Source organism: Streptomyces sp. NPDC104761, from assembly GCF_055583445.1.
Map to the genome: position 1 here is coordinate 311,317 of NZ_JBVJNZ010000009.1, position 13,469 is coordinate 324,785.

General features: G+C 72.3%; 15 protein-coding genes. 7 read left to right on the plus strand and 8 right to left on the minus strand.

Annotated elements, in window-relative coordinates:
• The first annotated feature begins 3 nt into the window (after nucleotides 1-3).
• Both ACZ63F_RS25400 and ACZ63F_RS25405 read left to right on the plus strand, forming a co-directional pair.
• Nucleotides 4-474, plus strand: coding sequence for a DUF5709 domain-containing protein (locus tag ACZ63F_RS25400; protein WP_469713900.1), 471 nt, complete (start codon nucleotides 4-6; stop codon nucleotides 472-474).
• A 45-nt stretch (nucleotides 475-519) separates the two neighbouring features.
• Nucleotides 520-780, plus strand: coding sequence for a type B 50S ribosomal protein L31 (locus tag ACZ63F_RS25405; protein ID WP_093497627.1), 261 nt, complete (start codon nucleotides 520-522; stop codon nucleotides 778-780).
• Nucleotides 781-872: 92 nt separating this feature from the next.
• Here ACZ63F_RS25405 and ACZ63F_RS25410 read toward each other — a convergent pair whose 3' ends face one another.
• Nucleotides 873-1,667 (minus strand): metal-dependent hydrolase, encoded by a 795-nt coding sequence (locus ACZ63F_RS25410; RefSeq protein WP_469713901.1) that lies wholly within the window; start codon nucleotides 1,665-1,667, stop codon nucleotides 873-875.
• 145 nt (nucleotides 1,668-1,812) lie between these two features.
• Between ACZ63F_RS25410 and ACZ63F_RS25415 the strand changes: the two genes are divergently transcribed.
• The gene (locus tag ACZ63F_RS25415; protein ID WP_469713902.1) at nucleotides 1,813-4,326 is read left to right on the plus strand and encodes a DEAD/DEAH box helicase; all 2,514 of its coding nucleotides are present in this window, start codon (nucleotides 1,813-1,815) and stop codon (nucleotides 4,324-4,326) included.
• 79 nt (nucleotides 4,327-4,405) lie between these two features.
• Nucleotides 4,406-5,272, plus strand: coding sequence for an acyl-CoA thioesterase (locus ACZ63F_RS25420; RefSeq protein ID WP_351956081.1), 867 nt, complete (start codon nucleotides 4,406-4,408; stop codon nucleotides 5,270-5,272).
• 70 nt (nucleotides 5,273-5,342) lie between these two features.
• On the opposite strand, the gene ACZ63F_RS25425 is transcribed toward ACZ63F_RS25420, so the two are convergent.
• Together ACZ63F_RS25425 and ACZ63F_RS25430 are read right to left on the minus strand one after the other, a co-directional pair.
• Nucleotides 5,343-6,215, minus strand: coding sequence for a DUF6397 family protein (locus ACZ63F_RS25425; protein ID WP_469713903.1), 873 nt, complete (start codon nucleotides 6,213-6,215; stop codon nucleotides 5,343-5,345).
• 124 nt (nucleotides 6,216-6,339) lie between these two features.
• Entirely contained in the window at nucleotides 6,340-6,753 is a 414-nt protein-coding gene (locus tag ACZ63F_RS25430; RefSeq protein WP_469713904.1) for a roadblock/LC7 domain-containing protein, read from the minus strand.
• 97 nt (nucleotides 6,754-6,850) lie between these two features.
• Here ACZ63F_RS25430 and ACZ63F_RS25435 point away from each other — a divergent pair, with 97 nt between their 5' ends.
• Nucleotides 6,851-7,279 (plus strand): PPOX class F420-dependent oxidoreductase, encoded by a 429-nt coding sequence (locus ACZ63F_RS25435; RefSeq protein ID WP_469713905.1) that lies wholly within the window; start codon nucleotides 6,851-6,853, stop codon nucleotides 7,277-7,279.
• Between the two features lie 8 nt (nucleotides 7,280-7,287).
• On the opposite strand, the gene ACZ63F_RS25440 is transcribed toward ACZ63F_RS25435, so the two are convergent.
• From ACZ63F_RS25440 to ACZ63F_RS25460, 5 genes are all read right to left on the minus strand, one after another.
• Nucleotides 7,288-7,893 (minus strand): GTP-binding protein, encoded by a 606-nt coding sequence (locus ACZ63F_RS25440; protein ID WP_469713906.1) that lies wholly within the window; start codon nucleotides 7,891-7,893, stop codon nucleotides 7,288-7,290.
• A 187-nt stretch (nucleotides 7,894-8,080) separates the two neighbouring features.
• Nucleotides 8,081-8,494, minus strand: coding sequence for a DUF742 domain-containing protein (locus tag ACZ63F_RS25445; protein WP_351956076.1), 414 nt, complete (start codon nucleotides 8,492-8,494; stop codon nucleotides 8,081-8,083).
• A gap of 18 nt (nucleotides 8,495-8,512) precedes the next feature.
• A complete protein-coding gene (locus tag ACZ63F_RS25450; protein WP_469713907.1) occupies nucleotides 8,513-8,950 on the minus strand; it encodes a roadblock/LC7 domain-containing protein in 438 nt (145 codons plus the stop codon).
• The gene (locus ACZ63F_RS25455; RefSeq protein ID WP_469713908.1) at nucleotides 8,947-11,451 is read right to left on the minus strand and encodes a sensor histidine kinase; all 2,505 of its coding nucleotides are present in this window, start codon (nucleotides 11,449-11,451) and stop codon (nucleotides 8,947-8,949) included. Before ACZ63F_RS25455 ends, ACZ63F_RS25450 begins: the two co-directional genes overlap by 4 nt.
• Before the next feature lie 37 nt (nucleotides 11,452-11,488).
• Nucleotides 11,489-12,262 carry an MHYT domain-containing protein gene (locus ACZ63F_RS25460; RefSeq protein ID WP_469713909.1) on the minus strand — a complete coding sequence of 258 codons (774 nt, stop codon included), beginning with the start codon at nucleotides 12,260-12,262 and terminating at the stop codon, nucleotides 11,489-11,491.
• Between the two features lie 141 nt (nucleotides 12,263-12,403).
• Here ACZ63F_RS25460 and ACZ63F_RS25465 point away from each other — a divergent pair, with 141 nt between their 5' ends.
• The gene (locus ACZ63F_RS25465; RefSeq protein WP_469713910.1) at nucleotides 12,404-13,012 is read left to right on the plus strand and encodes a class I SAM-dependent methyltransferase; all 609 of its coding nucleotides are present in this window, start codon (nucleotides 12,404-12,406) and stop codon (nucleotides 13,010-13,012) included.
• A 139-nt stretch (nucleotides 13,013-13,151) separates the two neighbouring features.
• Nucleotides 13,152-13,457 (plus strand): hypothetical protein, encoded by a 306-nt coding sequence (locus tag ACZ63F_RS25470; RefSeq protein WP_469713911.1) that lies wholly within the window; start codon nucleotides 13,152-13,154, stop codon nucleotides 13,455-13,457.
• Nucleotides 13,458-13,469: the final 12 nt, after the last annotated feature.

Consider the following 13,469-nt stretch of genomic DNA (forward strand, 5'->3'; position numbering starts at 1 on the left):
GCCGTGACCACCGCCGACGGATGGGGGGACGACGTCTACCAGCCCGACGGATCCGAGATCCGTGAGGACACGGGGCTGCTCGACGTGGAGGACACGCTGGAGTCCGACGGCGTCAGTGATCCCCTGGACCGTGGCTGGTCCCCGCCCGAGCGGCCGTGGGCGGTGGAACACACCGGGGTGACCGCGGCGGAGCGCCACCAGGGCGAGACGCTGGAGCAGCGGCTCGCCGAGGAGCTGCCCGAACCGGCCGCCCCCGACGGCGACGGCATCGGCGACTGCCAGGGCAGCGACGGCGAACTCCTGGACAACGAGGTCGGCGACCTGCGCTCCGGCCGGCTCGTGGCCCCGAACGAGGGGGCACACGAGGACGACGAGAGCGGCCTCGTCGCGACCGACATCGGCATCGACGGCGCCGGGGCCTCCGCGGAGGAGGCCGCCATGCACATCGTCGACGAGGACACCGCCTACGGCTGAGCCCGGCCGCCCCGGCCCTACCGCCCCCTCCTTCGAGGAGCCGCCATGCAGCAGGACAAGCACCCCGACTACCACCCCGTGGTCTTCCGCGACCGCGCCGCCGGGTACGCCTTCCTGACCCGGTCCACCGCGACCAGCGACCAGACCATCGAATGGGACGACGGCCAGACCTACCCGGTGGTCGACGTGGAGATCTCGTCCGAGAGCCACCCCTTCTACACCGGGAAGGCCCGCACGGTGGACACGGAGGGTCGCGTCGCCGCGTTCGAGCGCCGCTACGGGGGCGGCTCGGGGACGGCGGGCTGACCCTCGAAAACCCCTCGAAGGAAACCCCCTCGCTGACCCTCGTGGCCTTCGAAGGCACTCCAGACCCCCGAAGGCCGACCGCGGCCGCCGGTTCAGATCACGTTCAAGGCGGCCGCGCAGCCTATGCCGCCGAGCACCATGAAAAGCGGCATGAGCACCTTCAGCTCCACCCAGCTGCCCGCGCGGAACCGCATGATCTTCGGCGGGCCCAGCGGGTACCAGCGCTTGCGGCCGATCGGGATGGGCCACAGGATCGGGCAGCCGGAGACGGTCAGTGCGTCCCCGATGTCGTGCACCAGCGCCCCCAGCACCACCGGCAGCCCCAGCCACAGGTACTCCTGGCCGGGCTGGGTGAACAGCCAGGCCGAGCCGTTGCCCGGCTTGTCCAGGGTGCCGGCCAGGATCCAGGCGCTGGTCGCGGCCAGCAGCCACACCAGGATGTCGCTGCTGGAGCCGCGCGCCGCCCGCCACAGCAGGCCCTCGATCGCCAGCACCATGTGCGCGAAGAGGATCGCCAGCACCGCCCAGCGGCCGCCGAGGATCGCCGCCGCCGAACAGCCCCCGCCGATCAGCACCGCCCACAGCCAGGTGTGCGTCAGGGTGCGGTGGCCGCCGGAACGGCGCGGGTCGCCCTGCTTCCGGGTCGCCTTGTAGACGGCGTAGGACAGCTTGTCGACGATCTCGCAGACCCAGCGCGACAGCGGTCCGAAGGCACGCGAGATGGTCGCCGCCTTGTGGTCGAGGTCCGGGGCGAGCGCGGCCCCGGCACAGATCAGCGCTCCCACCAGCAGCACCGGCCAGGGCATCGTGTGCCCGGTCGCCGCCGCCGCGGCTCCTACGCCGAGCCAGGCGGCCGCCCCCGACAGTGAGTGTGCTGGTCCCATCATGGCCGTTGCCCGCCCCATTCCTCGTATGCCGCTGTCCAGTTGACCGGGTGCGATGACGCTCCGTCGGCGACACAGCGTAGCGGCCATGATCTTCGTGCTCGAAGCCGATTCCCCCCTGGGCGGGTGGGCCAGGCAAGATGGGGGCGTGACCCTCATCGATCAGCTGCCGCCGACCGCCGACCCCGACGCCCTGTACGAAGCCTTCGAGGCCTGGGCGCAGGAGCGCGGTCTCACGCTCTACCCCCACCAGGAGGAGGCGCTGATCGAGGCGGTCTCCGGGGCGAACGTGATCGTGTCGACGCCGACCGGCTCCGGGAAGAGCATGATCGCCGCGGGCGCGCACTTCGCCGCGCTGGCCCGGGACGAGGTCACCTTCTACACGGCGCCGATCAAGGCGCTCGTGTCGGAGAAGTTCTTCGAGCTGTGCAAGCTCTTCGGCACCGAGAACGTCGGCATGCTCACCGGCGACGCCTCCGTGAACTCCGACGCTCCGGTCATCTGCTGCACCGCCGAGGTCCTCGCCTCCATCGCACTGCGCGACGGCAAGCAGGCGGACGTCGGCCAGGTCGTCATGGACGAGTTCCACTTCTACGCCGAGGGCGACCGCGGCTGGGCCTGGCAGATCCCGCTCCTCGAACTGCCCCAGGCGCAGTTCATCCTCATGTCGGCCACCCTCGGCGACGTCTCCTTCTTCGAGAAGGACCTCACCCGCCGCACCGGCCGGCCCACCGCGGTGGTCCGCTCGGCGACCCGCCCGGTGCCGCTCTCCTACGAGTACCAGCTCACCCCGATGACCGAGACGCTCACCGAGCTCCTGGAGAGCAGGCAGGCGCCGGTGTACATCGTGCACTTCACGCAGGCCCAGGCGGTGGAGCGGGCGCAGGCGCTGATGAGCATCAACATGTGCTCGAAGGAGGAGAAGGAGCAGATCGCCGAGCTGATCGGCAACTTCCGCTTCACCACCAAGTTCGGCCAGAACCTCTCCCGGTACGTCCGGCACGGCATCGGCGTGCACCATGCGGGCATGCTCCCCAAGTACCGGCGCCTGGTGGAGAAGCTCGCCCAGGCCGGTCTGCTGAAGGTGATCTGCGGCACCGACACCCTGGGCGTGGGTGTCAACGTGCCCATCCGCACGGTGCTGTTCACCGCCCTCACCAAGTACGACGGCAACCGGGTGCGCACCCTGCGCGCCCGTGAGTTCCACCAGATCGCCGGCCGCGCGGGCCGGGCCGGCTTCGACACCGCCGGGCTCGTGGTCGCGCAGGCGCCCGAGCACGTCATCGAGAACGAGAAGGCCCTTGCCAAGGCGGGCGACGACCCGAAGAAGCGGCGCAAGGTGGTGCGCAAGAAGGCGCCGGAGGGCTTCGTCGGCTGGACCGATAACACCTTCGAGAAGCTGATCGCGTCCGAGCCGGAGCCGCTGACGTCGCGGTTCCGGGTGACGCACACGATGCTGCTGTCGGTGATCGCCCGGCCGGGCAACGCCTTCGATGCGATGCGCCACCTTCTGGAGGACAACCACGAGCCGCGCAAGCAGCAACTGCGGCACATCCGCCGGGCGATCGCCATCTACCGCTCGCTGCTCGACGGCGGCATCGTCGAGAAGCTCGACGAGCCCGACGCCACCGGCCGTATCGTCCGCCTCACGGTCGACCTCCAGCAGGACTTCGCGCTCAACCAGCCGCTGTCGACCTTCGCCCTGGCCGCGTTCGAACTCCTCGACCCCGAATCGCCGTCCTACGCCCTCGACATGGTGTCCGTGGTCGAGTCCACCCTGGACGACCCGCGCCAGATCCTGGCCGCCCAGATGAACAAGGCGAAGGGCGAGGCCGTGGCCGCCATGAAGGCGGACGGTGTCGAGTACGAAGAGCGCATGGAGCGCCTCCAGGACATCACCTACCCGAAGCCCCTGGAAGAGCTCCTCTTCCACGCCTACAACACGTACCGCAAGAGCCACCCGTGGGTCGGCGACCATCCGCTGTCGCCGAAGTCGGTCATCCGGGACATGTACGAACGGGCGCTGACCTTCACCGAGTTGGTGTCGCTCTACGAACTGGCCCGCACCGAGGGCATCGTGCTCCGCTACCTCGCGAGCGCCTACAAGGCCCTCGACCACAACATCCCGGACGACCTGAAGTCCGACGACCTGCAGGACCTGATCGAGTGGCTGGGCGAGATGGTCCGCCAGGTCGACTCCAGCCTGCTGGACGAGTGGGAGCAGCTCGCCAATCCCGAGGAGATGACCGCCGAGGAGGCCCAGGAGAAGGCCGACGAGGTCAAGCCGGTCACCGCCAACGCGCGCGCCTTCCGGGTCCTGGTGCGCAACGCGATGTTCCGGCGGGTGGAGCTCGCCGCCCTCGACCAGGTCGACGAACTGGGCGAGATGGACGCGGACTCCGGCTGGGACGCCGATGCCTGGGGCGAGGCGATGGACAAGTACTGGGACGAGTACGAGGACCTGGGCACCGGCCCCGACGCCCGCGGTCCCAAGCTGCTCGTGATCCAGGAGGAGCCGAAGAACGGGCTGTGGCGGGTCCGGCAGATCTTCGACGACCCGAACGACGACCACGACTGGGGCATCAGCGCGGAGATCGACCTGGCGGCCTCCGACGCCGAGGGCCGCGCGGTCGTCCGCGTCACCGATGTCGGCCAGCTCTGAGCAAGAGCTCCGGAACAGGTTCGCGCACAGCTGCGGGCACAGGCCCGCGCACACGTCCCAGCACAGGAGAATCCAGCCGATGACCAACCCGGCCGAGAGACTGGTCGACCTGCTCGACCTGGAGCAGATCGAGGTCAACATCTTCCGTGGCCGCAGCCCGCAGGAGTCCCTCCAGCGGGTCTTCGGCGGCCAGGTGGCGGGACAGGCGCTGGTCGCCGCCAGCCGCACCGTGGAGGGCGACCGTCCGGTGCACTCGCTGCACGCGTACTTCCTGCGCCCTGGCCGGCCCGGCGTGCCGATCGTGTACCAGGTCGAACGGGTCCGGGACGGGCGGTCGTTCACGACGCGCCGGGTCACCGCCGTGCAGCAGGGCCGCACGATCTTCAATCTGACCGCCTCCTTCCACAAGCCTGAGGTGGGAGCTTTCGAGCACCAGCTGCCGCAGTTCCGCGAGGTGCCGCACCCGGAGTCGCTGCCGACGCTCGCGGAGGAGATCCGCAAGCATCTGGGCGAGCTGCCCGAGCAGCTGGAGCGGATGGCGCGCCGTCAGCCCTTCGACATCCGCTACGTCGACCGGCTGCGCTGGCACCCCGAGGAGATAACCGGCGCCGAGCCGCGCAGCGCCGTGTGGATGCGCGCGGTCGGTCCGCTGGGCGACGATCCGCTGGTGCACACCTGCGCGCTGACCTACGCCAGCGACATGACGCTCCTGGACGCGGTCCGGGTCCCCGTCGAACCGCTCTGGGGGCCGCGGAACTTCGACATCGCCTCGCTGGACCACGCCATGTGGTTCCACCGGCCGTTCCGCGCCGACGAGTGGTTCCTGTACGAGCAGGAGTCCCCCATCGCCACGGGCGGCCTCGGCCTGGCCCGCGGGCGGGTCTACGACCTCGAAGGACGGCTGCTGGTGTCGGTCGTCCAGGAGGGACTGTTCCGCGCGCTTTGACGGACGCGTAGGTCGGCGCGGGCGCGGATGCCGACCCGGGCGCGGTCCGGGCCGCGGGTCGGTGGGGTCGTCAGTGGGCTGCGGGCCTCGGGTTTCTGCGCAGCAGCCAGCCGCGCAGGCCTTGGGCGCGTGCCGGCCGGCCAGGCGCAGGGGGCCGGGACGGTGCGGTGGGACGAGGCTCCGGCCGGTGTGCGCGGGCCTGCGCCGCTTCCCGGGCCAGCTCGTGCCTGAACCAGTCGATCTCGTCCGGGTCGGCCGCCGTCATGAGCTCCTCGGCGAGCTGTGCGGCCGGCGAACCCGGTGCGCCGTGGGCCGGCGGGGCCGGCCGCAGAGCCGTCACGCGGGCGCGCTCGTGCGGGTCGGTGAGCACCTCGTCGATCTCGCCGGGGTCCAGGAAGCCGGCCACCACCCCGGCCCGCTCCCACGGTCCGTCGGCCTGCCTGAGCAGGAATCCGCAGTGGCGTCCGCGCCAGTTCCGGGCCCGCTGGTCCACGCCGGCCCTCAGCCGGTCGCTCAGTTCCGCGGGCGTACGGCCGGTGAGCAGCGGCCTGTTCGTCTCGTCGGCCACGAACCGCCGCAGTTCCTCCGCCAGGTAGAGCCAGACCACGGCGCGGTAGCGGTTCGGGTACCACCTGACCGGAGTGACCAGGCCGAGTTTCGCGACGCGGGTGAACCTGCCCGCCGGGATCCCCATCAAGGCCGCGGCCTCGGTCGTCCCCACGACCCGCACGCTCTCACCGAGGGATTCGGACCGGCTCCGGAGCCGGTCGATCTCGGTCCGTGGGACACGGCGGCCTCCACCACCTCCCTCGTCGGGCACGGTGCGGATCCGTCCGAGGTGCACCGCGAGGTCGAACTCGCCCCGCCTGAGGCCCAGTTCGCGGGCGGCGCGGCTCGGTGCGCAGGTGAGCTGGCGGTTCTGGACAAGGGTGGTGCCGGACATGGCCGTTCTCCCCCGTGGAGCGGATGGCTCGCGCCGGATGCGCTCGCCGTGGAAAAACCGTAGCCGGTCCGGCGAGACTCGTGGCGGGCCTGTGGATAACTCCACCGCGGGATGAAACTGCAGGTCAGAGGTCTATCGCGGAGGAGCTCTCCGGTTGCCGGGCGTCCACCGCGAGGTGTTCGCCGACGCGGTTGACCAGCAGGGCCATCTCGTAGGCGATCTGGCCGATGTCGGCCTCCGCGCCGCTGAACACGCACAGGCAGCTGCCGGTCCCGGCCGCGGTCACGAACAGGACCGCCTCGTCGTACTCGATCATCGTCTGCCGGACCTGCCCCGCCCCGAAGTGCCGTCCGGAGCCCTTGGCGAGGCTGTGCAGCCCGGAGGCGACGGCGGCCAGGTGCTCCGCGTCCTCCCGGCGGAGGCCGGTGCTTGCTCCCGTGACCAGCCCGTCGTTCGACAGGACCAGCGCGTGCCGTACGTGCTCCACGCGCTCGGTCAGGTCGTCGAGCAGCCAGCCGAGTCCCTGGTTCTGGGCCATGTCGTAAGCGTCTCCCCGTGTGCCGTCTCCCCCTGGCTGGAGGATCTCCCCGCCAGCCTTCCCCACCACCGGCGTCCGGGCAAGGAGGATGGGGGGCATGGCAGAGAAGATGACCGACGAGGAATGGCGGGCGTTCGTCTCGCACGGCACCCGCACCGGCAAACTGTCCACCGTCAACGCAGACGGCAGCCCCCATGTGGCGCCCGTCTGGTTCCTGCTGGACGGGGACGAGCTGATCTTCAACACCGGCAAGGACACCGTGAAAGGGCGCAATCTCGCCCGTGACGGGCGTGTCGCCCTCTGCGTGGACGACGACCGGCCCCCTTTCCACTTCGTGGTGCTGAACGGGCGCGCCCGACTGTCGGAGGACCTGGGCGAACTGCGTGATTCGGCCACCCGGATCGCGGCTCGGTACATGGGAGCGGAGCGCGCGGAGGAGTTCGGCGCCCGCAACGGCGTCCCGGGCGAACTGCTGGTCCACGTCACCGTGGAGAAGGTCGTGGCGTTCAAGGACCTGACGGGCTGAGGCTCGGATCAGCCCACCGAGTCGAGGAGCCGGGCGGTGTGCATCCGCCCGGCGTACTCGACGAGCCGGATCAGTACCTCCTTGCCGGAGTCCCGGTCCCGGGCGTCGCACAGGACCACGGGCGTGCCCCGGTCCAGGTCGAGGGCGCGGCACACGTCGTGGGCGCCGTAGGAGCGGGCACCGGCGAAGCAGTTGACGGCGACGACGAACGGGATCCGCCGGTGCTCGAAGTAGTCGACCGCCGGGAAGCAGTCCTCCAGTCGGCGAGTGTCGGCGAGGACGACGGCGCCGAGGGCTCCCTGCGACAGTTCGTCCCAGAGGAACCAGAAGCGGTCCTGGCCCGGGGTGCCGAAGAGGTACAGGGAGAGACCTGAGCGGATGGTGATCCGTCCGAAGTCCATGGCGACGGTGGTGGTGACCTTCTGGTCGACGCCGTCCGTGTCGTCCACCAGCTGGCCCGCCTCGCTGAGCATCTCCTCGGTGCGCAACGGCCGGATCTCGCTGACGGCGCCGACCAGGGTCGTCTTGCCGACGCCGAAGCCGCCGGCGACCAGAATCTTCAGCGCCATGGCCGACGTGTCGTCGGCGGTGGACTCGGGGTGCTCGGAGACCATGATCACTTCTCTCGGGAGGGCCTGCGGGAGTGCCTGGAGGACCTGCCGCGGTGGACGTCGGGACACGGGCCGGGCAGGACGGGAGGATGCGAAGCCGGCATCATGACAACCGCGTGCTCGCCGCGGGCCGTTGGACCGGAAGCCGTCGGTTCTGACCGGCTCGGGCCCGGTTGTTTCCGGATGCTCACTACAGTGCCCGCAATCCCGCGATGACCTCGCGCAGAATCCGTTCGTCGGGCAGCTGCGCAGGTGGCACCGGGCGGCTCACCGTCACGCGGCCCAGTTCCAGCAGGTCCCCCAGGAGCACCCGGACCACGCCGACGGGAAGGTCCGCGCCGGCGGCGAGTTCGGCGACGGACTGCGTCTCCACCCGGCACAGGTCGACCAGCGCCCGGTGTTCGGGTCCGAGCGCGGTGTCGTCGTCGGCGCCGGCCCTGCCCGGGTCGAGCGTGACCAGGGCGATCAGGTCGAACTTCACGCCGGTGGGGCCGGGTTCGGTGCGGCCCCCGGTCATGGCGTAGGGGCGGACCAGCGGGCCGGCCTCGCTGTCGTACCACTGGCTGCCCGGCTCGTGCGGGGTGCCGGTCATGTACTCGGTCATCGGTGGAGGTCTTCCGGCTCAGCCGGCGGCGGGTGGCCGGGCGGCGACGCGCGGTGCGGTGTAGAGGTGCTCGCCGACGCGCTTGACCAGGCGGGCCATCTCGTAGGCGACCAGGCCGATGTCGGCGGTCACGTCGGTGAGCAGGGCGAGACAGGAGCCGTCGCCGGCGGCGGCCACGAAAAGGAAGGCGTCGTCCATCTCGACCATGGTCTGGCGCACCCCGCCCGCCCCGAAGTGCCGTCCGGCGCCCTTGGCGAGGCTGTTGAAACCGGAGGCGACGGCGGCGAGGTGCTCGGCGTCCTCGCGTTCGAGGCCGGTCGAGGCGCCGACGGCGAGGCCGTCGTTGGAGAGCACGACGGCGTGCCGGACCTCGGTGACGCGCAGCACCAGGTCGTCGAGGAGCCAGTCGAGCTCGCCGGAGCGCCGGTCCGTCCGCGGGGTCGGGTCCTGGATCATGGGCGGTCTCCTTCGGTGCGGTCGGTGCCGTCTTCGGGTTCCGGGGCGGCTGCCCGGCCGGGGCGTCTGCCGCCGCCGCGCGCCCAGCCGTCGCGGTAGGCGGCCATGCGGTCGCGGACGAGTTCGGGGGTGCGCTCGTCCCGGCCGCGGGCGGGCGCGGGTTCCTCGACGCGGGGATCGCGCAGTTGGGGGGCGAGACTCGCCTGCCGCACTCGGCGTGGCAGGTCGTCGTCGGAGGGTTCGGAGTCGTTCGGCGGGCGGTGCGGCCTCAAGGTGGTGACTCCGGGGGGCGGCGGTTCGGGCGCGGGACGCGGTGCGGTGTGGGTGACGGCGAGGGCGGGCCGGCCGGCGGAGGCGGGCTCCGGGAGGGCGGCGCCGGGCACGCGCGCGTGGGCGCGTGCCGGTGCCTGGCCGGTGTCGGCGGCCGGGCGGCCGGGGTGCTCGGCCGGGCCGCCGTGCAGCAGGGCCTTGGGCAGCAGGACCACCGCGGTGGTGCCGCCGTACGGGGAGGTGCGCAGGTGCACCTTGATGCCGTGCCGGGCCGCGAGCCTGCTGACCACGAAGAGGCCGAGCCGGTCGCTGTCGAACAGGTCGAGGGCCTCGGACTGCTCGATGCGCCGATTGGCCTCCGCGAGGGTCTCCTGGCCCATGCCGAGCCCGCGGTCCTCGACCTCCAGGGCGTAGCCGTTGCCGACGGGCTCTCCGGTGACGCGCACGCGCGTGTGCGGCGGCGAGAACTGGGCGGCGTTCTCCACGACCTCGGCGAGCAGGTGCGTGAGGTCGGCGACGGCGGCGCCGACGACGGCCGCCTCGGGGAGCTGCCGTACCTCCACGCGCGCGTAGTCCTCGACCTCGGACACGGCGGCCCGTACGACGTTGGTGAGGGACACGGGCATCCGCCAGGCCCGGCCGGGGGCCGCCCCGGAGAGGATGATCAGGCTCTCCGCGTGGCGGCGCATGCGGGTGGTGAGGTGGTCGAGACGGAAGAGGTCGCTCAGTTCGCCGGGGTCGTCGGAGCGGCGTTCCATGCTGTCCAGGAGGCTCAGCTGGCGGTGGACCAGGATCTGGCTGCGGCGGGCGAGGTTGACGAAGACGCCCGAGATGCCGCTGGCGAGTTCGGCGCGTTCCACGGCGGCCCGCAGGGCGGCCCGGTGCACGGTGGCGAGGGCCTCGGCGACCTGTCCGGTCTCGTCCTCCGCGGGCGGCCCCGGGGGGGCCTCGGCGCGGACGTCGATCTCCTCGCCGGCCCGCAGCCTGCGCATCGCCTCGGGCAGTTTGCGACGGGCGATCTCCAGGGCGCTGTTGCGCAGGCTCACCAGCTCGACTACGAGGCCGCGTCCGATGCGCACGGAGATGACGAGCGAGGCGACCACGGCGAGCAGACCGCACAGGACGGCGGCGCCGGCCGGGGTGAGCAGGCCGCGTGCGAACGGGTCGGCCCGGCCGGCCACCGCGTGGGCCGTGCCGGCCTCGATGCTCCGCATGCCGTCCTGCACGCGCGTGCGCGCGGAATTCCAGGTGTCTTCCGGCGCCGCGCCGACCGCCTTGGCTCCGGGTGAGGCCGCCAGGATCCGGTCCTCGGCGGCACCCAGCGCGGCGTAGTCGTCCCCGTCGGCGAGGCGGTGCCAGGCGGTGCGCTGGGCACCGGGCAGGTCGGCCACGGCGGCGTCGGTGAGGACGCGGCGGGTGTCGACGGCGCCGGTGAACAGCCGCAGCCGCTCGCCGTCGAGGCCGCCGGCCAGGCGGGCGCCGCCGAGGACCGCGTCCTCCTGGGCCAGCGCCTCGCCCGCCCGGGAGAATTCGAGCAGCACGCGCGCGTCGGAGCCCATGTCGTCGGCCTGGATGCCGGTGAGGGCGCCGTCCACGGCGAAGGCCGAGGCGATGACCTGCGTGTACTGCCCGTAGGCCGCGTTCCAGCCGGCGCCGCGGTTCTGCACCTCCCGACGCAGGGCGCGCAGTTGCTCGGCGCCGGTGACGAAGGCCTGCAGGCGCTGGGCGACACCCGAGGGCAGCTCCTCGCCGTCGGCGACGGTGCTGTCCTTGCCGAGCCGTAGCGCGGCCACGGTCTGATCGGTGCCGGCACCCAGTCTCCTGAGGTCCGCGGTCTGTTCGGCGGCGGGGTCGGTCGCGTACCGGACCGCGGCGGCCCGCTCGGCCTGGAGCGCGGCGACGGCGGCGGCGACCGGGGTGCGCAGTGCGGCGTCGACGCGCTGGGACTGGCGCAGCCGGGCGACGTCCTGGGCCGTGGTGACCGTGGCGTACGCCCACAGCGCGAGCAGGGACATCACCGGCACCATGAGCAGGCAGACGACCTTGGCCCGCACCGTCCGCGGACGGATCCGCCAGCCTCGGGGCCGGGTGGCCACGTTGTCGGATGCGGTGCCGACGACGTCGTCGACCGCTTCGTCGGCGGGTGGTCCGGCGTGCGCGCGGCGGCCGCGCGGCGGCCGCGGTGACGGTGTGTCCGGGCCTGCTGTCGGGGTCCTACGGGGTGTACGCATGGCCTCCTCGCTCGGGAAAGGTGGGTCCGGGCGCCGTTCAGCGCGCGGCGCCCGCGACGGGCCGCTGGGCCGAGGCGGACGCCTCGCGTTCCCCGGCCGTGGGCGAGAGCGCGACGAAGGCCGAGGTGAGGAAGAGATAGGACCCGAGGCCGACGGCGAGGGGGAAGATGAACTGCATCGCCGTGGCCCCGGGCAGGGGGCTGCCGGACGGCGTGACGTGCACGCTGACCGCGAACATGCCGGTGTAGTGCATGCTGCTGACGGCCGCTCCCATGACCAGGGAGGCGACGGTGACGGCGACGGGCGACCTGATGTTGAGCGCCGCCCACAGGGCCGCGGTCGCGGCGACCACGGCGATGAGGACGGAGAGCCCGACGAGCATCGGGTCGTAGTGCACGGCGCCGTGCAGCCGGACGGCCGCCATGCCGAGGTAGTGCATGCTGGCGACGCCGAGTCCGGTGGTGAGTCCGCCGAGCAGGAGTGCCCGGTTGCGGTCGCGGCTGTAGCCGACCGCGAAGACGCCGGCGCTGACGACGGCCACGGCGACGAGCAGACTGAGGACGGTCAGTGGTACGTCGTAGCGGATGTCGGTGCCGCTGACGCTGAAGCCGAGCATGGCCACGAAGTGCATGGTCCAGATGCCGGTGCCGAGCGCGGAGGCCGCGGTGAGCAGCCAGTTGCGACGCGAGCGGCCGGTGCCGGCGAGCGCGCGGACCGTGCAGCGCAGCCCCAGTGCGGCGCCTATGCAGGCCATGGCGTACGACAGTACGGGGGTCAGCCACCCGAAGGTGGCGTGGTGCAGGTGTCCCATGGCCCAGGGACGCTAGGGGGCACGGGCGCACAAAGGGGGCGCATTTCGAAAGGTGTTCCAATATGACTCAGTGATGTGCCGGAACGATCGCGTCCCGCTCGAACGTGCGCGCTGGGTCGTCCTCCGTGACGGTGAGGGATCATGCGGACCATGAGCGATGACCACACACACGTCCGGGAGTTCTTCACCGCACGGGCGGCCGACTGGGACAGCAGGTTTCCCGACGACGGTCCCGCGTACGCGGCCGCCGTCACCGATATGGGGCTGCGTGCGGGCGACCGGGTCCTCGACGCGGGGTGCGGCACCGGGCGCGCCCTGCCGGCGCTGCGCCGGGCCGTGGGGCCCACCGGCGCGGTCCTCGGGATGGACCTCACGCCGGCGATGCTCCAGGCCGCCCGGCAGGCCGGGCGGGACCGTGACGGGCAGTTGCTGCTCGCCGACGTCGCCGCGCTGCCGGTGCGTTCGGAGTCCCTCGACGCCGTGTTCGCCGCGGGCCTGATCGCCCATCTGCCCCGTCCGGCCGAGAACCTGCGGGAGTTGGCGCGCGTGGTCCGCCCCGGCGGCACCCTCGCCCTGTTCCACCCGATCGGCCGGTCCGCCCTGGCGGCCCGCCAGGGGCGGCAGATCACGCCGGACGACCTGCGCGCGGAGGGCAATCTCGGCCCGCTGCTGGCCGGCTCGGGGTGGCGCATGACGTCGTACGTGGACGAGGACGCCCGGTTCCTGGCGCTGGCGGTCCGCGGACGCTAGCCGGCGACCGCCGCGGCGAAGGCGCCGGGGCCGCGCCCTGCGCGCCACGCCCTCTTCTGTTGCCGGGGCTTCAACCCTACGTTCGACGGAGGAAGGCAGATGTTCGCAGGCGAAAGCCGACAAAGGCAAGGAGGCCCGGGTGTTCGACCGGATCCGCAGGTACGCAGACAGACGGCGTGGCACCGAGGGCGAAGCGGTGCCGGAACCGCGAGCGAGCCGTGAGCGGCGCGCGCACAACTTGTTCGAGGCCGCCGCGGCCTATGTCGCGGCCCGGGCGGAGGACGACCAGGACCGGATCGAGGAGGCGGCGGGCTGGGTGTCGCCGGAGGCGCTGTCGTTCGGGGTGAGCGAGCTGGCGTCTCGGGCCGTGGTCGCCCTGGCCCGGGAGCGCGACGAGTCGCCGGCGGCGGTGGCGCGCGACCTTCTCGGGCTGCCGGTGTCCTGACCCTCCGGCACC